Source organism: Gluconobacter sp. DsW_058, assembly GCF_002153615.1.
Lineage (GTDB): Bacteria > Pseudomonadota > Alphaproteobacteria > Acetobacterales > Acetobacteraceae > Gluconobacter > Gluconobacter cerinus.
Genome location: NZ_JOPH01000057.1, coordinates 96691 through 119717, shown reverse-complemented (window position 1 = coordinate 119717; position 23027 = coordinate 96691). Strand labels below are relative to the sequence as shown.

17 protein-coding genes are annotated in these 23027 nt (G+C 54.4%); 11 read left to right on the top strand and 6 right to left on the bottom strand.

The window, feature by feature from the left end; all coding sequences use genetic code 11:
- Positions 1-23: 23 nt before the first annotated feature.
- Positions 24-983 (top strand): ion channel, encoded by a 960-nt coding sequence (locus tag HK24_RS10500; RefSeq protein ID WP_086634430.1) that lies wholly within the window; start codon positions 24-26, stop codon positions 981-983.
- Positions 976-1845, top strand: a complete 870-nt coding sequence (locus tag HK24_RS10495) for an aldose 1-epimerase family protein (RefSeq protein ID WP_233126233.1) — start codon at positions 976-978, stop codon at positions 1843-1845. Before HK24_RS10500 ends, HK24_RS10495 begins: the two co-directional genes overlap by 8 nt.
- A gap of 48 nt (positions 1846-1893) precedes the next feature.
- Here the strand turns inward: HK24_RS10495 and gltX are convergent, their stop codons facing one another.
- Positions 1894-3228, bottom strand: coding sequence for a glutamate--tRNA ligase (gene gltX / locus HK24_RS10490; protein ID WP_086634428.1), 1335 nt, complete (start codon positions 3226-3228; stop codon positions 1894-1896).
- A gap of 292 nt (positions 3229-3520) precedes the next feature.
- On the opposite strand from gltX, the gene HK24_RS10485 reads away from it, so the two are divergent.
- Together HK24_RS10485 and HK24_RS10480 are read left to right on the top strand one after the other, a co-directional pair.
- Positions 3521-4114 carry a LemA family protein gene (locus tag HK24_RS10485; RefSeq protein ID WP_046900877.1) on the top strand — a complete coding sequence of 198 codons (594 nt, stop codon included), beginning with the start codon at positions 3521-3523 and terminating at the stop codon, positions 4112-4114.
- A 23-nt stretch (positions 4115-4137) separates the two neighbouring features.
- Positions 4138-4977 (top strand): YgcG family protein, encoded by an 840-nt coding sequence (locus HK24_RS10480; protein WP_086634427.1) that lies wholly within the window; start codon positions 4138-4140, stop codon positions 4975-4977.
- 28 nt (positions 4978-5005) lie between these two features.
- Here the strand turns inward: HK24_RS10480 and HK24_RS10475 are convergent, their stop codons facing one another.
- On the bottom strand, positions 5006-6193 hold the full coding sequence (locus HK24_RS10475; RefSeq protein WP_086634426.1) for a glycosyltransferase family 4 protein: 1188 nt from the start codon (positions 6191-6193) through the stop codon (positions 5006-5008).
- 144 nt (positions 6194-6337) lie between these two features.
- Between HK24_RS10475 and HK24_RS10470 the strand changes: the two genes are divergently transcribed.
- Positions 6338-6538, top strand: a complete 201-nt coding sequence (locus HK24_RS10470) for an entericidin A/B family lipoprotein (protein ID WP_046899903.1) — start codon at positions 6338-6340, stop codon at positions 6536-6538.
- Positions 6539-6602: 64 nt separating this feature from the next.
- On the opposite strand, the gene ade is transcribed toward HK24_RS10470, so the two are convergent.
- The gene (gene ade / locus HK24_RS10465) at positions 6603-8300 is read right to left on the bottom strand and encodes an adenine deaminase (protein ID WP_086634425.1); all 1698 of its coding nucleotides are present in this window, start codon (positions 8298-8300) and stop codon (positions 6603-6605) included.
- A gap of 206 nt (positions 8301-8506) precedes the next feature.
- Here ade and HK24_RS10460 point away from each other — a divergent pair, with 206 nt between their 5' ends.
- From HK24_RS10460 to HK24_RS10435, 6 genes are all read left to right on the top strand, one after another.
- Positions 8507-11065, top strand: a complete 2559-nt coding sequence (locus tag HK24_RS10460; RefSeq protein WP_086634424.1) for a TonB-dependent receptor — start codon at positions 8507-8509, stop codon at positions 11063-11065.
- Between the two features lie 82 nt (positions 11066-11147).
- The gene (locus tag HK24_RS10455; protein ID WP_086634423.1) at positions 11148-12371 is read left to right on the top strand and encodes a TIGR03862 family flavoprotein; all 1224 of its coding nucleotides are present in this window, start codon (positions 11148-11150) and stop codon (positions 12369-12371) included.
- 4 nt (positions 12372-12375) lie between these two features.
- Positions 12376-13821: an ATP-binding protein gene (locus tag HK24_RS10450; protein WP_086634422.1), complete on the top strand. Its 1446-nt coding sequence runs from the start codon at positions 12376-12378 to the stop codon at positions 13819-13821.
- Positions 13822-13919: 98 nt separating this feature from the next.
- Positions 13920-16298, top strand: a complete 2379-nt coding sequence (locus HK24_RS10445; RefSeq protein WP_086634421.1) for a TonB-dependent receptor — start codon at positions 13920-13922, stop codon at positions 16296-16298.
- Between the two features lie 10 nt (positions 16299-16308).
- The gene (locus HK24_RS10440) at positions 16309-17421 is read left to right on the top strand and encodes a glycerophosphodiester phosphodiesterase family protein (protein ID WP_086634420.1); all 1113 of its coding nucleotides are present in this window, start codon (positions 16309-16311) and stop codon (positions 17419-17421) included.
- Between the two features lie 312 nt (positions 17422-17733).
- Entirely contained in the window at positions 17734-18951 is a 1218-nt protein-coding gene (locus tag HK24_RS10435; protein WP_086634419.1) for a glycosyltransferase, read from the top strand.
- Between the two features lie 48 nt (positions 18952-18999).
- On the opposite strand, the gene HK24_RS10430 is transcribed toward HK24_RS10435, so the two are convergent.
- The 3 genes from HK24_RS10430 to aldA all read right to left on the bottom strand — a co-directional run bounded on the left by HK24_RS10430 (position 19000) and on the right by aldA (position 22974).
- Complete coding sequence (locus HK24_RS10430) at positions 19000-20427, bottom strand: DUF563 domain-containing protein (RefSeq protein ID WP_158093001.1); 1428 nt, start codon at positions 20425-20427, stop codon at positions 19000-19002.
- Positions 20428-20946: 519 nt separating this feature from the next.
- Entirely contained in the window at positions 20947-21474 is a 528-nt protein-coding gene (locus tag HK24_RS10420) for a type 1 glutamine amidotransferase domain-containing protein (RefSeq protein WP_086634417.1), read from the bottom strand.
- Positions 21475-21531: 57 nt separating this feature from the next.
- Positions 21532-22974, bottom strand: coding sequence for an aldehyde dehydrogenase (gene aldA, locus HK24_RS10415; protein ID WP_086634416.1), 1443 nt, complete (start codon positions 22972-22974; stop codon positions 21532-21534).
- Positions 22975-23027 lie beyond the last annotated feature (53 nt).

Sequence of the window (23027 nt, the reverse complement as noted above, 5' to 3'; positions counted from 1 at the left end):
TCCACTGGCGACACAGGCACCGGATGACTCCACGGCCTGAGGCGCTGGTGGTCGAAACGGCCAACCGCATCCGGGCCCATGTTCTGGAAGAAAACGGCCGGGGCGACATTATCCGCACCGGTCTGAAAGACGGCTCCCTCGGAGACCTCTATCACCATCTGATGACCATGACATGGGGGGCGTTCTTCTGGGCGTCCCTCGCTCTGTATCTGGGTATCAATATCGGATTTGCCTGCCTTTACTACATGATCCCCGGCAGCGTCAGCGGCGTCCCACACGGGGATTTCCTTGATGACGTGTTCTTCAGCGTCCAGACAATCTCAACCGTCGGATACGGCACGATGGCTCCGGTTGGACGCCTGACCAACACCATCGTCTCCTTTGAAGTGCTTGCCGGCATGATGCTCAATGCGCTCGCAACAGGACTGGTCTTTGCTCGCTTCTCGCGCCCAAGAGCCCGTATCCTGTTCAGCCATGTCGCCGTCGTGGCCTATGATGACCTGATCCCGACACTCACCATTCGCATCGCGAACCGTCGTCGCACGCTGATCCTGTCTGCCAACGTTGAAATGACCCTGACGCGCCTGATGCCGGACGATCATGGGCGACTGGTCCGCCGTTTCGATAGGCTGGCGCTGATACAGTCGCATGTTCCGATCTTCCGGATCAGCCTGAACGCCACACACATGATTGATGAGACCAGCCCGCTTTATGGCCTGTCAGCAGACACGCTGATTGACCAGAATGCGGAAATCATCATCACGATGGATGGGACAGACGAAATCTCCTCCCAGACACTCTTCGCACGACATGCCTACGAGATCGGCCATGTGAAACACGGCTACCGTTTCTCGGACATGATCCATCACCGCCCGGATGGCAGGGTCGAGGTCGACTTCACCCGGTTCCACACAACCGAACACGGGGACCACGAGCCGATTGATCCGTCCACAGCGCATGAAAGGCACCATCACCATGTCTGATACCCAGCACAGCTTCGGAAAAAATGGCCTGACGGCAACGGTTTCCGCCCATGGCGCAGAGCTGACCTCCCTGCGGACCACTTCAGGGCAGGACCTGCTCTGGAATGCTGGCCCCGCCTGGAAACGCCATTCGCCCGTTCTGTTTCCCATCGTTGGAAAACCACCGGAAAATACAACGCTGAATGGCCAGCCCGTTACGCTGACCCAACATGGCTTCGCCCGTGACATGACATTCCGCTGGCTCGAACGAACAGAAACCGGCTGTGTTCTGGAGCTGGAAGATACACCCGAAACATGGCAGCTCTTCCCGGCGGCATTTCGGCTGCACCTGATCTACCGGATGGAAGAAACCGGCCTGCACGTCGGCTATGTTCTGACCAACCCGTCCGAAGATGCCACGCTACACGCGTCCCTTGGTGTGCATCCGGCTTTCATGTGGCCTCTGAACCCAGAAACGGGCCGCGAAAATCATCGCCTGACCTTTGACACGAATGAAGCCGATCATATCCGGCGCATCAGCCCGGATGGTCTGATTCCGGAGGCAGTCCCGTCCCCAATCCATGACCGGATTCTTCCGTTGCAGGACAGCCTGTTTGAGGCTGATGCCATCATCATGCTGGATGCCCGTAGCAAGGCTGTCGATTTCACAGGCCCGGACGGAAGCGGCCTGCGCGTGCGCTGGGACGGGTTCAAGGATCTTGGAATCTGGACCAAGCCAGGTGCTGGCTTCCTGTGCATCGAGCCTTGGTATGGCTACGCCACACCCGTTGGATTCAGCGGCGATTTTTCGGAAAAGCCGGGTCTGCTGCATCTACAGCCTGGCGAAAGCTGGGAAGCTTTCTGGAGCGTCGAACCCGTCTGATGCCCGGAAGTGGGAATGCCCGGACAAACGGGCATTCCCACTCATCACTCAGGCGCCAATAGCGTCCTGAAGACGTGACACCGTCCGGGCGTGTCCCATCAGGTTCAGAAGAACATGCAGTTCTGGGCCGTTATCTTCACCCGTCAGGGCAAGGCGCAACGGCATAAACAGGCTCTTGCCCTTACGGCCTGACTTTTCCTTCAGAGCCGTGGTCCAGTCCTGCCATGTGGTTTCGCCCCATGGCTCGGCAGGAAGGGTTTCAAGCGCCTGCTGAAGGAAGTCACGGTCTTCCGGCTGCGACGGCGGAATGATCGTTCCCTGCGTCACATCCCACCAATGCGGGATTTCAGCCGTCAGATCGACATTGCCACGCACTGCATTCCAGAACTCTTCCGTCGCCTCGGCTGGAAGGTGTTCCTTCGCCACCGAGAACGGCAGATTGTGCAGAGCCTTCCGGTTCAGAGCCAGAAGCTGGCGCATATCGAACCGCGCCGCAGACTTGGAAACATGGGAGATTTCGTAGGCCGCAATCGCCTCTTCCATCGTCATGACTTCCGGATCATCGGACGTCCCAACGCGTGCCAGATACGACACGATGGACATCGGCTCGATCCCATCCTGACGAAGCGACTTCAGGCCCAGCGCATCGAAACGCTTGGACAGCTTCCCACCGTCGGAATCCAGCAGCAGCGGCAGATGTGCGAACGTAAAGCGATCCGGCTTTGCACCCAGAGCTTCTGCAATGTCGATCTGAACGCCAGTATTTGTGACGTGATCTTCACCGCGGACGATATGCGTGATACCCATTTCCAGATCATCAACAACCGAGGCCAGCGTATAGAGGATCGTGCCATCAGCGCGGATCAGAACCGGATCGGAGATTGCCGTCAGCTTGACGGAACAATCGTCCATGACGAGATCCTGCCACTTGCGGCTGCCATCCGTCAGCTTGAAGCGCCAGTGCGGCGTCTTGCCATTGGCTTCGGCACGTGCCCGCTGGTCAGGCGTCAGTTTCAGCATAGCGCGATCATAGATCGGGGCCTTGCCCGCCCGGATGCGCATCTCGCGCTTGGCGTTCAATTCGTATTCTGTCTCGAAACACGGATACAGCCGACCAGAGGCTTTCAGCTTGTCGATCGCCGCAGCATACCGCTCCATCCGCGAAGACTGACGGGCCTCTTCGTCCCAGTCCAGACCGAGCCACGCCAGATCCTTACGGATCGCGTCCTCATATTCAGGCTTGCTGCGCGCGACGTCCGTATCGTCGATACGCAGGAGGAACTTGCCGCCATGACGGCGGGCGAACAGGAAGTTGGCGACGGCCTGACGGGCGTTACCAACGTGGAGATAGCCGGTTGGCGATGGGGCAAAGCGCAGTTTCATGCCGCCTTAATGCCGCATGATTGCGCGTCATGCCAGATGCATGAAGCATCGTGTTCAGAACACCCGACACTCTCCAGTTTCTCGACACTCCAGCGGGCAAATAAAACATGGCCATTCTACCGATATAACATAACGGGAAACCGGAATACTTGCCCCACAAACATGGACTAAAAAGAAACGTTTTTTCCTTCAGTCCATCCTGTTGTATAAAGGCGAAGAACAGACACTCACGACTGACGATTTTTTCTGCGATCGGAGTGATGATCCGTTTTTTGATTTAAGAGGACCCCTGATGAGAAAACTTCTCATTCCTGCCATTCTGGTAATCGGCATTATTGCCCTGCTGGGATCAAGCTATAACCGTTTCATGGGAGCGGACCAGAACGTCAAGGAACAGATGGGTCAGCTTCAGAACGAAGTTCAGCGCCAGACCGACCTGATTCCCAATCTGGTCAACACAGTCAAAGGCTATGCCACCCACGAGCATGACACCCTGACGGATTACGCTGCGGCACGTTCGGGTGAAACGCCCCTGAACCGCATTGACCCCCGCTCGGTCAGCGATGAAGACCTTCAGAAAAAAATCCTGGACGCACAGACCCGTAACGCACAGGAAATCAAGGCCATTAACGTCGTGGCTGAACAGTCCCCGCAGCTACAGGCCAATCAGAACTTCACGAGCCTGATGGTTCAGCTTGAAGGCACACAAAACCGCATCACTGTGGCACGCCAGCGTCTGCAGCAGGCCATTTTGGCTTACAACCAGACAGTCATGCACTTCCCGGGCAACCTCGCCGCCGGGATCATGGGCTACCATCAGCGCGTCTACTACGAGGCTTCCCCAGCCGCACAGACACCGCCAGTCGTAGACTTCTCCAAGCATTGATCTGACTGAAGGACCGGACGAACGTGCCGACTGTTTTCCGCCCGCTTCTAACGCGCACCCTACATCTGGTCCTTGCCGTGACTGCCCTGCTATGCCTGTCCCTGACTGGTCCGGCAGGCGCGGCCACACCTTTGACCGAGCTCGTCACGGATCCGCATCAGAGCCTGTCCGAGCAGGAACAGGATCAACTCGTCCAGAAGCTGACGGATCTTCGGCAAACACTCCCAAGTCACCCGCACATTCTGATCGTTCTTCCCGGCCATGTGGACGATATCGATCAGTATGCGAATGCGACGTTTCATGCCTCCGGCATTGGTCAAAAAGGGCAGGACAACGGTCTTCTAATCGTTCTGGATATTCCGGATAATCAGGCCCGCATCGAAGTCGGGTATGGGTTTGAAGGCGACCTGACCGACCTTCAGACATTCAATATCCTGCATGCTGCCCAACCGGACCTGAAAGCCGGTCACTATGCCGCCGCGCTAAACGGGATGCTGGATTCCATCACCGACATTTTGCGTAAAAGCGAGACGCAGGTTCACGAGAAACAGGCCACATCCGATACGGACTTCAACATCAACGGATTTGATCTTGCACTCGGTGTCGGAGGGATGGTGCTGTTTGCTCTTGGCTCGGGCTTTACCGTCCGCGCTCAACGCCGCGAAGCTCAGGGCCTCCCTCTTTCAATTTTTGACAGGTTTCTGATCAGCATTCCCTGGGACGTGATCCTGAGCCTGCTGATCAATATTCTATCAGCCGCGTCACGTAATAACGCCAACTCGTCCGGCGGCGACAAGAAGAAAAACTCCTACAAATCCGGCGGTGGAGATTCTGGCGGAGGCGGCGCGAAGGACTCCTGGTAACGGACGCCTTCGTAAGTTTATCCTTCGGTCAGCGGCCCGCAGCATCAAGACGCAGTAACTGAGCCAACGCCGCATCAAGCTTCTCGGGCGTATGATTCTGCAATATCAGATCACGCCCGTGACGAATGACCATCTCCCATCGAGAGGCCTGTGTGTAGAGCGCCACAATGGCATCCACCACATCCTGCGGAAGATCAGCAACAACCAGCTCTTTGAGCTGCGGCGTGAAGTCGAAACCTTCAGCGGCAACGGATGTCATGACACAGGGCACCCCATGAGACAGGCTGCTTAAAACCTTTCCTTTTGTCCCTGCTCCATACCGAAGCGGCGCGACAGTTATCCTTAAACTGTTCAACACAGCCGCCAAATCTGGCACGTGCCCTAGCACAACCAGACGCGCGTCTTTCTGCGCCCGTTCTGTCAGCCAGTCTGGCGCACCCGCCCCCACGATCAGAAATCTGCAATCCGGCATGCGGACAGCCAGATCCGGCCAGACATGCTCCAGAAAATAACGCACAGCATCTTCATTCGGCCGATGCCCGAAATTGCCGATGAAACCAATATCGCGGCGCGCGTCCCAGGTATCTCCCTCGGCAGATGGCCGGGGGAAAGCCAGATGAACAACCAGCGCTTCCGGCAATTCCTGACGTAAAAGATTTTTCTCATAGCTAGACACTACGAGTGTCGCATCTGCACGACGCATAATGGCGAATTCATTATCCCGCGTGACCTCAACTGCTTTGAGCGCGGTATAATCTCCGGCAAGACGCGCAGCCCGTTCTTCTCGCAGAAAATGCAGATCACACACGTAGAAAATCATGCGGGCGGATGGAAACGCCGCACGAAGCCGATCGTAAGCTGCGCCCCCACAGCTCACGCGGCATGGGATGCAGGTATCAAGCTTCGGCCCGATCTGTTGAAGAGCCTTTTCGATCCCCTTCCATCCGGGTGAAGCCACATCATCACCGGGCGTCAGGCAGGTCACTCCCCAGGCGCGATATTCTTCCCTCGCGTTCCTATCCCGCTGCTCTCTGGGAAGGAAATACTCCCCCAGCGCAAGAAAGCTGACCTTACATCCCTGACGCAGCAGCGAGTGGATCAGCGCGTCCAGATCCATCGACCCGGAATCATGGAGGGGCCGCGGAAAATTACAGTCCACAATCAGAACTGACTTTCCAGGCGAACGCTCCGGGTTACGACGAAACACTCTGAACATCGCTGTGGCCCAATGAAATTTCTCTAACAATTTTCAGGCCTTTTTCCGTTCCTGCCGACGCAGGTCAGTACTTAAAAACGCAACTTTTTGACACGACAGGCTTTTACCCCTGAACAAACACACAGAACATAAGGACATGCCCGCATGACCAAGACCCGTAAATCCACGTTCGCTCGCCTGATGCTAGTCTCTGCCCTGCTTACAGGTACGGCAGTGTCTCTGTCCGCCTGCAACACGACGCGTGGCGCAGGCCAGGATGTCAGTGCTGTTGGCCATGCAACGTCCCATGCTGCAACCAGTGCACAGCAGGGCATCGCCAATGCAACGGGTGCCTCCACCCACTGATCAGCCTTCGTCAGGCCTGATAAAAAAAGACCCGCCCTCTCACAGGGGCGGGTCTTTTTGCGTTTCAGACCAGTTCCATCGTTCTGACGTCAATCATTCCAAGATCCGTAATCTTGAGATGCGGGATAACAGGAAGAGGCAGGAAAGCCAGTTGTAAAAACGGCTCTTCCAGAGAAACGCCCATCTCTTTCGCAGCTTTCCGCAATACGATCAGTTCGTCGCGGACCTGTTCGAACGGCGCATCACTCATGAGGCCCGCCACCGGCAGCTTCAGTTCTGCCAGCACCTTGCCATCCTGAACGGCCACAAATCCGCCGCCCGTCGCTTCCAACCGGTTCACAGCAGTCGCCATATCCGCATCATTGGTGCCTACAACACAGATATTATGGCTGTCATGCCCGACAGATGACGCCAGTGCTCCGTGCTTCAGGCCGAACCCTTTCACAAACCCCCTGCCGATATTGTCATTATGTCCATGTCGCGCCAACACACAGACCTTGGCCACATCGTTCGGAACATCCGGCAGGGCCTGCCCGTTCTCTTCCGGCAATGTCAGCCGCAGATATTCCGTAATAATCTGGCCAGGAATGAGCCCCATCACAGGGCGGTCTGTTCCACTGCCATGAATTTCCATATCCGACGCAGAAACCACACTTGGCAACTTCACACTGCCCAGCCCTACGGGCGGAATAATCTCCCGTTCAGCAAACAGGGCATCCGTGACCAGACGCCCGGCAGAAATGACATCTGACACCAGACAAGCCTCAAGATTATCCAGAAGCACAACATCTGCACGCTTGCCTGGAGCAATCTGCCCGCGGTCCCGCAGACCAAAGGCATTGGCAGCCGAAAGTGAGGCTGCGCGATACGCTGCCAGCGGCTCAACCCCCAGTTCGATCGCCCGGCGGATCAAAAAGTCCAGATGCCCTTCATGTGCGATTTCAAGCGGATTACGGTCGTCTGTGCAAAAGGCAAAGAATGGCGACGTTGCAACATTCAACAGCGGAACCAGAGCTTCCAAATCCTTGCAGACGGAGCCTTCCCGGATCAGCACGGTCATGCCCTTGCGGACTTTTTCCAGCGCTTCTTCCGCGGCGGTTGCTTCATGGTCCGTCGAAATGCCCGCAGCCAGATAGCCATTCAGTGCCTTGCCGCGCATCAGCGGCGCATGACCGTCAATATGACCGCCGGCAAATGCGGCCAGCTTGTCCAGGCAACCTGGATCACCGTTCAGAACACCCGGAATATTCATAAATTCTGCCAACCCGATCACCTTGGGATGGTCCCGGTAGGCCACCAGATCAGCTGCATCCAGTGTGGCCCCGGATGTTTCCATAGGCGTTGCAGGAACGCAACTCGACAGATTGACCCGCAGATCCATGACGGTCCCCTCAGCCGCAGCCAGAAAATAATCGAAGGCTGACCGCCCAAGGACATTGGCCATCTCATGGGGGTCACAGATGGCGGTCGTCACGCCATGCGGCAAAACGCACCGATCAAACTCGAAAGGCGTGACCAGAGAGGACTCAACATGAAGGTGGGTATCAATGAAACCGGGAACAGCGACCCGCCCGCGTCCATCGATCTCCTGCCTGCCTTCATATGTCCCGTACGTTCCAACGATCCGGTCACCGCAGATCGCAATATCCGTCGGGACCAGTTCACCTGTCACGAGATCCAGAAGACGGACGTTGCGGATCACCAGATCTGCTGGTTCCCGTCCCTGCCCCTGAGCCACCCGGCGCTGGATTGCGTTCTGCATGCCTGAAACCTCCGAATGTCAGCAATGACCACTTATAGCGCGTAGATGCCCCGGCACTCAAAGCAAGCTTTCAGGCCACTTTTGTTGCGAAAATATCACGATTATTTATGTCGTAATGTTTCATATGCCAAACTGTTGATGATTGTGACAAAGCGTGGTTTTCCCCTTCTCGCTTATTTCACTATCCGAGAAAGACCATCTTCCTGATGCGCCTTGCACGCCTGCTTTCAACGTCTGCACTCATTGCCTTAGGGGTCGCTCCTGCACTGGCAGCCCCCGCCGCGTCGTCCCCTGATCATAAGTCAAACCGCCATCAGGCAGCCGCAGCGGCACCGTCAATGATGGGTAATACCGCGCCAACAGATGAAGTGCATGAAGAGCACGTGTCCGTCAGTGGTCGGCGCAAGTATTTTGACGGCGTTACACGCCGTGACGTTGGTGGCGGCCTGATGCAGAAGCAGGACGCAGCAAAGTCTGTTTCCAGCGTGTCTCGCGATTTCATTGAAAAGCAGGCTCCGGGTCAGGACCCGATGCAGCTCATCTCCCTGCTTCCAGGCGCCAACGTGTCGTCTTCCGACCCGGCAGGCCTGACAGGTAGCCACATGAGCTCCCGTGGCCTCGATCAGACGCAGATGGGCTTTACCCTTGAAGGTTTCCCGATCAACGACGTCGGCTCCTTCCAGACATATTCCCAGGAAATCGTGGATTCAGAAAACCTTCAGAAGGTTAATCTCGCACAGGGTTCCGCGGATCTGGACAGCCCACATCTGAGCGCCACGGGCGGCGTGGTCGACATGTACATGATCGATCCGAAGATGAAGGCTGGTGGCGCATTCGACGTGTCCTACGGGTCTTATGATTATACCCGCGGCTTCCTGCGCCTCGACACTGGCAAGATCGGTCACACGAACCTGCGCGCCTATTTTTCCGGTTCCTATGCGACGGAAGATGCCGTTCATAGTGAAGCAACGAACCGGAAGCTGCACGCCGAAGGCAAGATCGTGAATGACTGGGGCGACGGCAACCGCGTCTCTCTCGCGATCGTTGGCAATCGCCTTTACAACTACCTGAACCGCTCCGTGAACATGGCATCGTGGGACGAATACGGTCTGGGCGTGAAGGACAAATACGTGACGTCCTGTTCGGCTGGGGCAACCTGCACGCGCCCGAATGGCAGCACATTCAAGAACACCACCACGTCCACGATCTCCAACACCGTCTATAATGGCGTGTACAAAGATCCGACCGGCCAGACCACGAAGAGCGATGCGGACTATTACAAGTTCCATCAGAACCCGTTCACCAACATTTATGTCAGTGCACCGTCCACCTTCAAGCTGACCGATCACCTGACACTGACGGAAACACCTTACTTCTGGTATGGCAGCGGCAGTGGCGGCGGGGCATACACGGTTCCCACCAGCTATGGTGCGACAACAATGGGCGGAACGCTTGAAGGGCAGTCCGTTGCCAAAGGCAGCCTGCTCTATGAACCGTCCATCACCACAACCTATCGCCCCGGTGCCGTCACGAAGCTGACGCTGACAACAGGCGTAAACCGCCTGATGGTTGGTTACTGGTTCGAATATTCCAAGCAGATCCAGAGCGGCCCCGCCACGGGCATTGGTGCGGACGGAACGCCCTGGAGCGTTTGGGGACAGGCTGCAAACTACGTCTTTGACAACGGGCAGACCTATCAGTACCGCTCCAACCTCACGCAGACCCGCGTGCACACAATGTTCATCGGGGATAGCCTGTCTCTGCTGAACAACAAGCTCACGATCGAGGGCGGCCTGAAATACGCCATCGTCACCCGTGATGCGCAGAATATGCTACCAAACACATCCACCGGCCCGTACATCAACAAGACGTACTATGAGCCGCTGCCGACGGCGTCGATCCGCTACCAGATCAACCCGGAAAACCAGATCTTCATCTCCGGTGCGACCAACTTCCGGATGCCGACGAACTACGCACTTTTCGATGCAGGCACGTATTACAATGTGAAGGCTCCCAACCAGGCCAGCAGCGGTTACGCCACACGCGGCACCTCAAACCTCAACCCGGAAATTTCCATCTCGGAAGAAGCGGGCTGGCGTTACACCGGTTCGACCGTCATGGGATCGATCACGTACTTCCATTATAATTTCACCAACAGGTTCTTCTCGCAGAGCCAGTGCACCGATGACGCCTGCTCAAACTACTACAGCAACAACATCAATGCGGGCGGTCAGAGCACAAACGGTGTGGATGCAGAAATCGGCACGCGTCCGATTTTCTATCATCTGCGCCCGTATGTATCCTTTGAGTATGTTGATGCTCGCACGACCAGCAACCTGCGCGGCGGCAGCGGAAGCTCCGTGGATTATCTGCACACCAAGGGCAAGTTCGCGCCTGAAACACCAAAATATCAGGTTGGCTTCAACCTGGATTACGATGACGGAAATCTCTTCGGCGCCTACAGCCTGAAATACGTGGCCAAGCAGTATTCAACGTTCATGAACGACGAGGCACTGCCGTCTTACGTGCGTATGAACCTGACCGTCGGTTATCGCTTCCACAATGTTGGCTTCCTGCAGAGCCCCAACGTCAAGCTCAACATCTCCAACATTGCCGACAAGCACTATCTGGGCTTCCCGCTCAGCGTGCAGACGAATGCAACAACCATGAAGGGCATTTTCGGCAATACGGTAAAGGGCACAGCCCCGACCTACGCCATTGCAGCACCTTTCGCCGCAACGGGCTCCATCAGCGCCGGTTTCTGATGCCCTCCTGAGGCTGACCCTCGTCGGCCTCAGAAGCACGTAGAACCTGACAAACCATCCGGCTCATGGCAATCAGACAGCCATGAGCCCTTTCTCCACGCCTCCAGTTGTTGCCATCGTTGGCGCAGGTCCCGCCGGCCTGTTCGCCGCTGAATATCTTTCTGGTCATGGATGTCACGTCGAAATCTTTGAGCAGATGCCCAGCGTGGGGCGGAAACTGCTCATGGCAGGCCGAAGTGGCCTTAACCTGACCCACTCTGAGCCACTCGACCTTTTCATAACACGCTATGGACCAGCTCAGGACTGGCTGACCCCAGCCGTGCTGAACTTCCCGCCAGATGCCCTACGCCGCTGGGCTGAAAGCCTTGGGCAAGAGTGCTTTAGTGGAAGCTCGGGGCGAGTTTTCCCCAAAAGCATGAAAGCGTCTCCCCTCCTTCGCGCATGGCTCAATCGACTTGCAGAACAAGGTGTTCAGATCCGGACACGCCATCGCTTCACAGGATGGGAGGCTTCACGACTGACCTTTGAAAGCCCTTCAGGTCCTGTCACCTTTGCTGCGGACGCCACGCTCATGGCCACAGGCGGAGCAAGCTGGTCTCGCCTGGGGTCAGACGGGCGGTGGGCCAGTCTGTTCCCTGCGGAAACATCCCCTTTCAAACCGTCAAACTGCGGCTTCATGCCCAACTGGCCCGATGACGTCCTGCAACGCCATGACGGGGAAGTGCTCCATTCCGTCGGACTGTCGTTTCAGGGAACGGAAACCCGTGGAGACCTCACCATTACGCCGCGCGGACTGGAAGGCTCTGCCCTTTATGCCCTCTCGGCCTCTCTCCGTGATGCCATCACCTCTACGGGCACCGCCACCCTGTCACTGGATCTGCGCCCCCCCCTTTCTGAAGACGCCATTCTCAAACGCCTTCAGAACCAGCGACCGAGAGAGAGCCAGTCCAACCGCCTCCGCAAAGCTCTGTCTCTCGATAGTGCCTCCCGAGAATTTCTGCGACAGGCAACGCCAAAACAAGCGACACCCCTCCAACTGGCCCGGGCCATTAAAGCCCTCCCCATCGTCCTGACCGGGACAGACACCCTCGACCGCGCCATTTCGACGGCAGGGGGATTACGTCAGGACGCATTGGACGAAAAATTCATGGTGAAGGCTCATCCCGGGGTGTTTGCAGCTGGCGAAATGCTGGATTGGGAAGCCCCAACCGGGGGTTATCTTCTGCAGGGATGTTTTTCCACCGGTCTTGCCGCAGCAAAAGGCGTCCTTGGGTGGCTAGAATCGTCAGTTTCGGGTATCCGCTGACGCCATGACATCCATCGTTCTCGGACAGGGCCGCGACGGCTCAGACACCTGCATTGATTTGCCGGAACTGCTGGCCACGCGCCTATTGGTTCAGGGTAACTCCGGCTCGGGCAAATCCCACCTTCTGCGCCGCCTGCTGGAACAGACAGCAACCCTCGTTCAACAGGTCATGATCGACCCGGAAGGCGACTTCGTCACCCTGGCAGACCGCTATGGCCATCTGGTCATTGACGTTGAAGACCAGTCTGAAGCCAGTTTGCGCGCAGCTGGTGAACGTGTCAGGGCGCATCGTGCATCTGTTGTGCTGAACCTTGAACAGGTGGAAGCCGAAATGCAGCTGCGTGCTGCTGGTGCATTTCTGAACGGCATGTTCGAAGCACCACGCGCCAACTGGTATCCGGCTCTGGTTGTGGTGGACGAAGCCCAGCTCTTCGCACCGGTTGCGGGCGGGGACACATCCGATGAAGCCCGTCGCCTCTCACTGGGGGCCATGACGAACCTCATGTGTCGTGGGCGTAAACGTGGTCTGGCCGGTGTTATCGCAACACAGCGTCTGGCCAAACTGGCAAAGAACGTCGCGGCAGAAGCCTCGAACTTCCTGATGGGCCGGACCTTCCTCGACATCGACATGGCCCGTGCGGCAGATCTTCTGGGCATGGAGCGTCGGGCCGCGGAATCGTTTCGTGATCTTGCCCGCGGGCAGTTCATGGCGCTCGGCCCCGCTCTGTCCCGTCGTCCGAAGCTGCTGACAATCGGCCCCGTAGAAACAGCCAGCCACAACACGGGGCCAGTGCTTGTTCCCTTGCAGCCCATGGATGCCGAGGACCTGCGAGACATTATTCTCGAGCCCGTTCACGAATTTTCGCCCCGCCCCCGCCGCGAAACGCGCCCCCCTCCGCCGGATCTTCTCGCACAGCTCGATGCCTATGGCGCGACCCGCGAAGCGGCTGAAGAACCCACCACAGCAACCGAAACGACCGAGATTGATCCAGCCCATATCTGGGACATGGTTGCTGGCGTGGCATCCGAGGAAGGCGCGGATTATAAGCCGCTTGCCACCCTCTATCAAGACTTCCAGCTCCGGGCGCGCATTCAGGGGCTATCACGAAACGTCCTCGATCTCGGTCGTTTCCAGCGCATTCTTGCAACCATCCGCGCGGGTCTGGACCGGGAACGTGCAGAAAGTGAAGAGTGGCAAAAAGCCGAAGCCATAGCCGCGTCTCTGCCGGAAGATGTTCAGGGCGTCTTTTTGTTGCTGGCACGCACCGCGCTCGATTCGAAAACCTGCCCGGATGACAGCGCTCTTGCCCGCGCCTACGGCACGCACTCACTGGGACGGGCCCGCCGCCAGCTGACATATCTTGAGGAAAGAGAAGTCATAGTATTGCAGGAGACCCCGTTCGGACGGCGCGTCGCGATCGTGGGCCTAGGCTGGCAAACGGCGTCATAAAACTGTCATTCCAGCTTCACACTAGGTTCACACACATCTAGCAGTATTGCGCTTAGGTTCCGCCCGTTTCGATTCTGGCTCGTTACGGGAAAACCATCATGCCTTCAAAGTCCAAGCGCAACAAAGGGTTGCTCTTTCTGTTCTGTTCGCCGCTGGCTGTCTGCATGGCACTGCCGTCTGCTCAGGGTGCTGATACGACCAAGATCGGCAAGAAACATACGATAGCTCACAAGACAGCTGCTGTTTCTGGCGGTTCGGAGCAGCTGGTCATTACGGCCAAGCGTACCCGCTCCGAGCAGACGCTGGGCCGCGTTCAGATCCAGCGTATCCTGCCGGGTATAAACCCCATCAAGTCACTCCAGATCCTGCCAGGCGTTGTATTCAACAATGCGGACCCTTGGGGCAACAACGAGCAGAACTCTTCCCTCTATGTACATGGTTTCAACCAGAATCAGCTTGGCTACACGCTGGATGGCATTCCCCTCGGCGAGCAGGCTTACGGTAACTATAACGGTCTGTCCCCGCAGCGCGCAGCCATCAGTGAAAACATTGGATCAGCGTCCATTGCGACGGGTGCAGGTGGCCTCGGCACGGCATCTACGTCCAACCTCGGCGGTACGCTCGAATTCGAAACGCAGGACCCCCTCCACAAGCGCGGAGCCCAAATCGAACAGGTTTTCGGCAGCTGGTCCACGTTCCGCACCTTCGCCCGTCTTGATACGGGTGAATTTGGAAACGGCAACTCAGCCTATGTGTCGTTTGCCCGTCAGGATGCCCGCGCGTGGGACTTCGCCGGCCATCAGGGTGGCTACCAGGTCAACGCCAAGTTCGTTCACCATAGCGCACACGATCATTTCTCCGCTTTCTTCGACTGGTCCCAGAAGGTTGAGCCGAACGAAGATAGCGTGACCTTGCCGCAGGGTTACGGCACATATGTCCGTCCGTTCACATATCCCAACTTCAATTACGCAAAATCCTATATCAACTCGGCAGCGTACAAGAATGCGGGCCTGAACTATCGTAACTACTACTCTGCCGCCCAGCGCGAAGATTTTCTCGCCTATGCCAAGTGGACGCATGATTTCAGTGCGAACCTGCACTGGGACAACTCGATCTATTATCACCATGATCTGGGCGAAGGCGTCGTCGCTGGTCCGATCACCGCAGCGGGCCTTCCGACGCTCTTTGCGGCCTACTTCCCCGGCCAGGATCTCAGCTCTGTTTTCGGTGGCTCCGGTTATGCAACCCGTACCACAGAGTACTGGGACAACCGTGGCGGCCTGATGTCCACGCTTCGCTACCATCTCGGCAAGCATTCCATCGAAGTCGGTGGCTGGTACGAGCGCAACAACAACACGCAGGCCCGTCGCTGGTATCCGCTGGACGCCAACAACCCGACCACGCCTTACGAGCGTCAGCAGAACGCCCTGATCGACCAGTACACAAACAACTTCTACACTAATACGTTCGTGACCCATCTGCAGGACAACTGGCAGATTTCCAAGAACTTCTCCCTGGCGGCCGGCTTCAAGTCCGAGCTGGTCTATACGAACGGCACGCTCCCTGTCGCCGCGAAGGCCGGCTCGCTATCTCCGTCCTATGCCGTCACGGCTCCGGGCGGCACAATTGCCGCGGAACGTCCGTTCCTGCCATCCTTCGGTGCGGTCTGGAACATCACGCCGAATGAACAGTGGTTCGCCACCATTCAGGAAAACATGCGCTCCTTTCAGGACGCGGGCTACGGCAACGCCACACCTTGGGGCGCAACCAGTCAGGCTGCATTCGAAGACTTCAAGAAGAACGGCAAGCCGGAAACATCATGGACGTACGAGACCGGTCTGCGTGAGCATCGCCAGATCCACCTTGGCCCGCTGACGTCTATCGAAGGGCAGCTGTCATACTATCACGTGCACTTCTCGAACCGCCTTCTGGCTGTTGCCACCACGCAGACGCTGTCTTCCATCATCGGGTCTGCCACAACGCTTGCCAACGTTGGTTCCGTCACAACCGACGGTATGGACTTCTCCTTCACGTCCCATTTCGGCGAGCATTTCTCGCTCTACAACGGCCTGTCCTATAACAAGTCCACCTACAACGATAACTACAGCACCGGCACGACAGTCGTGCACACGGCTGGCAAGAACGTTGTGGGTATGCCTGCCTGGTCTGAGAAGTTCGTCTTCAGCACCAACTGGGGCAATGCTTATGGCCAGTTCATCGGTGTCGTCACCGGCAAGCGTTATGCAACCTACACCAACGACATGTACGCCGCCCCATTTGCTCAGTTTGACATGAACGCCGGCTACACGTTCCATGGCATCCCTCACATTGCAGCCCTGCGTGTTCAGGGTAACATCACCAACCTGACCAACACACACGCCTGGTCCACCATCAACGCGACCCAGACTTCTGGTCAGTTCAGTGCCTTCCCGGTTGCCCCGCGCAGCTTCTTCCTGACACTGAACGCCACGCTGTAAGGACTGATCCATGCTGACGCGCCGCCGCACTCTGGGGCTGTTTTCCGCAGCCCTCCCCGCCCTTCACCTGAGCCGCTCCGCAAAGGCGGCTCCTTCCCTGGCTCCAAAGCCACTGGTGTTTGCCCACCGTGGCGCGTCGGCTCTCCGTCCTGAACACACACTCGGCGCTTATGCCAAGGCAATGCTGGACGGTGCTGATTTCATCGAGCCCGATCTGGTCATGACAAAAGACAGCCATCTGGTCGTCCGTCATGAAAGCAACATCGCCGATACGACAGATGTTTCGGATCACCCGGAATTCGCCGACCGGAAAAAGACCGTCACCATCGACGGTCAGAAACAGACCGGCTGGTTCACAACGGACTTCACGCTTGCGGAACTCAAAACACTCCGTGCCCGTGAGCGCTTGGCCACCCTGCGCGTCCATAACACCCGCTATAACGACCGCTTCGAAATCCCCACGTTTGAGGAAGTCATCGAAGTTGTCGCTGCTGAGGCTGCGGCCACCGGCAAGACCTTTGGCCTCATCCCGGAACTCAAGCATTCAACGCATTTTCACAGCCTCGGTCATGATCCGGAAGCGATCTTCCTCAAGACCATCGCGGCACACGAATATACGCGTCAGGCCCCGCTCGAAATCCAGTCTTTCGAAACGTCCAACCTTGCCCGTATCCGGGAGCAAGCACTGGCCATCAACCCACAGACACGGCTGATGCTTCTGATGGGTGAACGCAGACAGGTTCCCCCTGATCTTGCCGCAGCAGGAAAAACAACAACCTTCGGCGACCTGATGACACCGAGCGGCCTCAAGGAGGTCCGTCATTATGCCGACGTCATCGGCCCATCGAACACGGATCTGATCCCCCGGGATTCCAAAGGCGCATGGCTTGAACCCAGCACACTGGTGGATGACGCGCACCGTGCAGGTCTGCTCGTTCATTCCTACACAGCACGCCCAGAAAACTACTTTCTTCCTGCTCAGCTTCGAAATGACGCGGGCCCAGCGGCTCGCAACCCCCAAGGTATGATCGCAGAGGTCCGCCGCTACCTGGATATGGGGATCGACGGGTTCTTCACAGATGACCCAGCCCTCGGACGCCATCTAGTGGACACAACGTTTTAATAAATATTGGAGGATATTTTAATTACCTCGAATACCCTCCCATATACTAGTAGAAAACCCTGTAAAAACCGAGTTTTTAGAATAAACTATTATTTTAAAAATATTCGAATTTTTACCTATTTGTCTTATTTTACGCGCAGACTGACATTTTTAAAAAAGAAATATGAAAAAAACACTATCCCGAAAATTTATTTTCATTTTTCTAAAAAGGCTCTACCATTTTAACAAATTGGTGTGCCGAAATTATAAAGCAACGCCATTGATAAGAATAACACCGGTGGCGCAAACGCCAAGGCTTGCAAGGAAACAGTCATGCGTGTGGGAATAGCGATCTTATCCTATAAGCGGTGTGATATTACACGCCACACCATTGAACAGGTCCGACGCCACACCAAGGCCGATCATGAGCTTATCGTCGTTGACGATGGATCACCTGATAACACTCAGAATATGCTTGAAGAGCTCGGGGTAGCTTACATACGAGGACCAAACTGTGGGGTCGTATGGAACAAAAACCGAGCGATTTTTTATCTTCATGAAATGTGCCACTGCGATGTCGTCATTCTTCTTGAAGAAGACACTTTCCCAATAGAGGACGGCTGGGAACAAGCGTGGATCGATGGAGCAAAACAATGGGGTCACGTTAATCTCGCCCCGTCTCACTGGCCCTTAAATGATCGAATTGGCGGAACTGGCACTGTCTCCAATCCGATTATTTCGCGGTATGTAACTGGCCAGTGCTGCTCCTTTTCGCGAGAGGCGCTCTCGGTCGTCGGCTATCTCGACACCCGCTTTCGGGGGTACGGCCATGCCCATGTCGAACATACTATACGCTTTCTAAGAGCAGGGTGGGGAGGCTACATAAAATCAGGCCGAGATCATAATTTTTATCTCATTCGTTCCCCACTCAAGGTTACCTGCCTTGATAAGCCGCCACCGGTAGCTGATTATTCTAAAAATGGTGATGTATTTAATAGCATAAGGCATGATCATATACATCGCTGGTGCTGGAGAGATGAAGAAGAGATGGCTATTTTCCATACTTCTTTTGCAACTCTATCAAGAAGTGGAATTCCAGTTCCAACAATTTCAAAACGAGAATGGTTTTTATCTGATAACACAGATCAAAATTTAGTCTGGGATCAGAAATCTCAAGTTGTCATTTCCACTCCAGACAAAAAAGATGAAAGACCTAAAATCATTGCTACGGTCTCAGGTGAAACGGTGCAGTTCAAAGTTTTGAAAGATCAAACATTTTGGATAACATGGGGCCAACCAGGAGAAGCCGCGTTAAAGGAAAAACGTTCTGAAGCTGCCACTTTCAAACTCATTTATGGAAAAAACGGTGGAGTAGGATTTTCCTGTAACGGCCTCTTCCTTTGTACAGATCATAGTTTTGGTGACCATGTTATGCTTTCGAGGTCAGAAATGAAGAAATGGGAAATTTTCCATTTCTCAGGCTTCTCTGAGCTAGAACAACCCATCAACAACCCTATGCGCTCTGACCGCATTCAGGACTGGACTCTTTAGAGAAACATTATTGCCCCTTAAACATTTCAAGAGACAATAATATTTTTCTTAGTCTTGGTTTGTAGAAATCAAGAAAAATTGCTCCCAAGCTCGTGCATATTCTCTATTGCACTCCACAACTCCATCAGGAGTTGTGGATACAAACCTGCTTGTGACCGGATGCTTAAGTGAAAATGTTTTTTCATTTTGACTAGTCTGCATTTTAAAATTTAAAGTATTTGAAACGCTATCAAGCTGATCCATAGATAAAACATCCCCACCTGCTGTAGAAAGCTCTATCCATTTTGAATCATAAATATATGCAAAAATTTTATGTATCCGCGGGCCGACTCCACTTCCAGCATGAATTTTTCCAAGCTGCCTGTCTATTTGAAGAAAAGAGTCGAATTTTGTTTTTATTAAATAAGGACCTTCCTTTTTACTGTAGTTATCTTTGTTATTTTCTTCCTTTAAAACAATTTTATCTTCGTAATAATCTATGACTAGGTTCGCAACGTCCATAGGATTATCTATTGTGAACTCTGCGGGAACGCCAGCTCCTGGAGATTTTTTAAGGATTAGTGTCGGTGTCGAAAAATATTGAATGTTTGCGTCGTTGACCTGGTCCATCAGCCAGAAATTTGTGGAATAACTATTGCCATAGCAAAGCGCTAAACCACGAGGAGAGGAACAAAATATACTATTGTGAAATGCGGAGCCAACAAACCCACTGGTCAATCTATCAGAAGAAAAAAGACCCATTTGCTCTCTTATGGAAAGAGTTTCCGGGTAAACAATTCTAAACCCTCTATTCCTTAAAATAGAGGTTATTTCCTCCTCACCTTCTATTGTTCTCATCGCACTTTTAAATTTTTCTCTCGAAAGAAAAATTGGATCAGAAATACCTAAATCAATAGCATATTTTCTACCCAATCTATTGCAAAACTCTGCAAATTGTCGATGAGAAAAATGATTTTCTTCAAATGATACGCCAGAAATAAGGAGGCTGGTGATTGTCGTCGGACGATCAAAAATAATAAATTGCTCTTTTACAAGACCGATCATCTCGAAAATTTCTTTAATCCAAGAAACGGAAAATAATTTTTCTATAGTATCTCCACTGTGGCAGATGATTTTTTTATTAAGATACCAATGTGGCGCGCACCAAAATCTCGGCAACGTCTCTGTTAAAAAATGCCCAAAATGCGTTCCAATATGCCCCCCATAAAAATATGAGTTCTCCGTCGCGCGCGGATATGATGATGAGGGAGAAATACTGGAACTTGGAGACTGTCCTAATGAAAAATTTGGCCAACCTCGACGAGGGCCAGCTGTTTGTACAAGACGCCCATAACTATCATAAATACCGTAATTGAAATCATGTGGGCCAGGAATTCTCGGGATATAAAGGACATCATCATAGATATTTATTTCTGGCGGGTTTTGAAGAATTTTTAGCCCTGCACTAACAGGATTAGCCGAAATTATTTTATTCATAATTATTTCCATTATATCTTAAAGACGATTTAATCGAAGAAACACTCACGCTTCAGATGAAAAATATTATGCTATTTTTCAATTCTTCAAAACATCTTTTGAAAAGAAACCAAAATTGTTCAGCCATACGTTAACCCTCTGAATACTCAGGAGGTTAAAGTGTATCTTCGTTCTGTAGGTCTTTTCGTTATTCTTTTTAGCGTTCCCGTCAGCGCGTCGGCCGAGTGCAAGCAGAGCCCGTTTTCCTTGGAACTTCCTAATCAGCGTATGGATGAGCGACTGCAGAATCTTGCTCACCAGACAGGGTGTTTCGTAGAGGTAGATTCGGCGCTTCTAGGCACTATGAGAGCGCCAGCCGTCTCAGGTGTCCTGACACCCCGACAGGCATTCAGTCGATCCCTAAAAGGGAGCGGCCTACGCTATCGGTTTGTGAAAGATCATTGGAAAATTACATCTCAAAGCCAGACAACCGACCATCCAATTCATGACTCGTTCGTCCAGCCTTGGTGATGCGATGTATCACCCCACCTTGAAATGCTTGATAATCGCCTTGTTGAAAGCAGGCAGATCGTCGGGGCATCGTGAGAAAACATAAGGGCCGTCTGTCACAACTTCTGTGTCCACCCAGCTTGCTCCCGCATTTTCAAGATCGGTCTTGATTGCAGGCCATGATGTAACGGTACGGCCTCGTAGCTCGTTTACTTCGATTAAAACCTGCGCTCCGTGACAGATTGCAGCGATCGGCTTGTTGGCCTTCACAAACTCCTTCACGAACGCCACGACATCCCGGTTCATGCGGAGGCTATCAGGTGAGGCAAGCCCTCCCGGCAGCAAAAGAGCATCAAAATCGGAAGCTTTCGCATCCGCAATGCCTAGCTCTGCTTTAATTTTGCGAGACGGATAAATGTCCTTGTTGACCGCCTGAAACTCGCCTGCTTTCAACGAGATTACAGTCACAGTCGCGCCCGCTTTTTCCAGCGCCTCTTGTGGGGATGTCAGCTCGATTTCTTCCAGGCCATCAGTGGCCAGTGCAGCAACTTTAACCATGTTTCCGGTCCTTTCATAAAAAAAGGGCAGTCCGAAACCGGACTGCCCTTTTGAACATCAAGCGTTGAGATAAATCGTCTTGGTCTGCACATAGGCTTCCAGCCCGTGCTGTCCGTCTTCCCCCCCAAGGCCACTTTCTTTGTAGCCATGGTGGAAACCCTGCGGCGCTTCACCGCCGGGACGGTTCACGTAGACTTCCCCGAACTCCAGCTCACGCGTCATACGCAGGATACGACCCAGATCCTTTGTGAAGAGGTAGGCTGACAGCCCATACCGGCAGTCATTGGCCCAGGCGAGCGCCTGATCAAAATCCGCCACCTTGATAAGCGACATGACCGGGCCAAACACCTCGTTATGAACAATGTCCATATCCTGTGAGACGTCCGTCAGCAGTGTGGGCGCGTAAAAATAGCCCTTATCGTAGACACCGCCCGTTAAGCGTTTCCCGCCAGTTTCCAGCGTGGCGCCTTGGCGAACAGCCTTTTCGACAATCTCGTGAACCTTGGTGAGTTCGTCTTCGCTCACCTTGGGGCCCATTTCCGTTGAAGGGTCAGTCGGTAGACCAACCTTCAGAGCGTCGATCTTCTGGCGAACCTTCTGCACAAAGTCGTCGTAAACCGCTTCATGGATGTAGGTACGTTCATTGCAGGTGCAGACCTGCCCCGTGTTCATAAAGCGAGATTGCACAGCCGCTTCCGCCGCCTTTTCCAGATCAGCATCTTCCATCACCAGGAAAGGAGCCTTGCCACCAAGTTCCAGTCGGACTTCCTTCAGCGTCTCCGCTGCGGCGGCCATGATCTTTTTCCCGGCAGGCGTTGAGCCGGTCATGGTGATGAGCTTCACATCCGGATGCGCGACCAGCGGAACTCCGACTTCCGGACCGTCACCCGTGACGATATTAACGACACCTTTGGGAATGCCTGCTTCCTCAACCAGCTTTGCCAGATGAAGCGACGCAAGCGGCGTCAGTTCGTGCGGCTTTACAACGATCGTATTACCAGCCGCGATGGCCGGCCCAATCTTGCGAGCACAAAGAGCCAGCGGAAAATTCCAGGCCGTAATGGCTCCAATCACGCCAAGAGGCACACGATCAATCAGAATTTTCTCGTCCGGGGTACTCCCCGGAATGATTTCCCCCTGAAGACGCAGCGTGTTTTCAGCCGAAAACCGCAGCAGCCCGATTGCGAAATCAACTTCGACTTCAGCTTCCTTTAGGGGCTTACCCATTTCGGACGTAATGATCTGGGCCAGAACCTTCTTGTCCCGCTTCACCAGATCTTTCAGCGCATGGACATAATCAGCGCGCTCCGTCGCTGTCTTTCGGCTCCAGGCCGGAAATGCCGCCTTAGCTGCTGCTACCGCCTTATCCAGATCGGCCTCACCACCCCGAGCCGCCTGGCCGACCGTTTCTTTCGTGGCAGGATTTTCGACAGCAATCCATTCTCCCGTCTGCGGGGAAACCCATTCACCGTTAATGAAGAGATCGTATTTCTGAGCCATGAGTGCTCCTGTTTTGCAGGAAGCGCATCCTGCGCCGCTTTATTCCAGACGCA

What these genes read in the sequence shown, in the direction of transcription:
- HK24_RS10450 (WP_086634422.1), top strand. Translation starts at nt 12,376, where the DNA reads ATGACATCCATCGTTCTCGGACAGGGCCGCGACGGCTCAGACACCTGC.
- gltX (WP_086634428.1), bottom strand. Translation starts at nt 3,228, where the DNA reads ATGAAACTGCGCTTTGCCCCATCGCCAACCGGCTATCTCCACGTTGGT.
- HK24_RS10500 (WP_086634430.1), top strand. Translation starts at nt 24, where the DNA reads ATGACTCCACGGCCTGAGGCGCTGGTGGTCGAAACGGCCAACCGCATC.
- aldA (WP_086634416.1), bottom strand. Translation starts at nt 22,974, where the DNA reads ATGGCTCAGAAATACGATCTCTTCATTAACGGTGAATGGGTTTCCCCG.
- HK24_RS10460 (WP_086634424.1), top strand. Translation starts at nt 8,507, where the DNA reads ATGCGCCTTGCACGCCTGCTTTCAACGTCTGCACTCATTGCCTTAGGG.
- HK24_RS10445 (WP_086634421.1), top strand. Translation starts at nt 13,920, where the DNA reads ATGCCTTCAAAGTCCAAGCGCAACAAAGGGTTGCTCTTTCTGTTCTGT.
- HK24_RS10430 (WP_158093001.1), bottom strand. Translation starts at nt 20,427, where the DNA reads ATGAATAAAATAATTTCGGCTAATCCTGTTAGTGCAGGGCTAAAAATT.
- HK24_RS10435 (WP_086634419.1), top strand. Translation starts at nt 17,734, where the DNA reads ATGCGTGTGGGAATAGCGATCTTATCCTATAAGCGGTGTGATATTACA.
- HK24_RS10440 (WP_086634420.1), top strand. Translation starts at nt 16,309, where the DNA reads ATGCTGACGCGCCGCCGCACTCTGGGGCTGTTTTCCGCAGCCCTCCCC.
- ade (WP_086634425.1), bottom strand. Translation starts at nt 8,300, where the DNA reads ATGCAGAACGCAATCCAGCGCCGGGTGGCTCAGGGGCAGGGACGGGAA.
- HK24_RS10495 (WP_233126233.1), top strand. Translation starts at nt 976, where the DNA reads ATGTCTGATACCCAGCACAGCTTCGGAAAAAATGGCCTGACGGCAACG.
- HK24_RS10420 (WP_086634417.1), bottom strand. Translation starts at nt 21,474, where the DNA reads ATGGTTAAAGTTGCTGCACTGGCCACTGATGGCCTGGAAGAAATCGAG.
- HK24_RS10470 (WP_046899903.1), top strand. Translation starts at nt 6,338, where the DNA reads ATGACCAAGACCCGTAAATCCACGTTCGCTCGCCTGATGCTAGTCTCT.
- HK24_RS10475 (WP_086634426.1), bottom strand. Translation starts at nt 6,193, where the DNA reads ATGTTCAGAGTGTTTCGTCGTAACCCGGAGCGTTCGCCTGGAAAGTCA.
- HK24_RS10485 (WP_046900877.1), top strand. Translation starts at nt 3,521, where the DNA reads ATGAGAAAACTTCTCATTCCTGCCATTCTGGTAATCGGCATTATTGCC.
- HK24_RS10455 (WP_086634423.1), top strand. Translation starts at nt 11,148, where the DNA reads ATGAGCCCTTTCTCCACGCCTCCAGTTGTTGCCATCGTTGGCGCAGGT.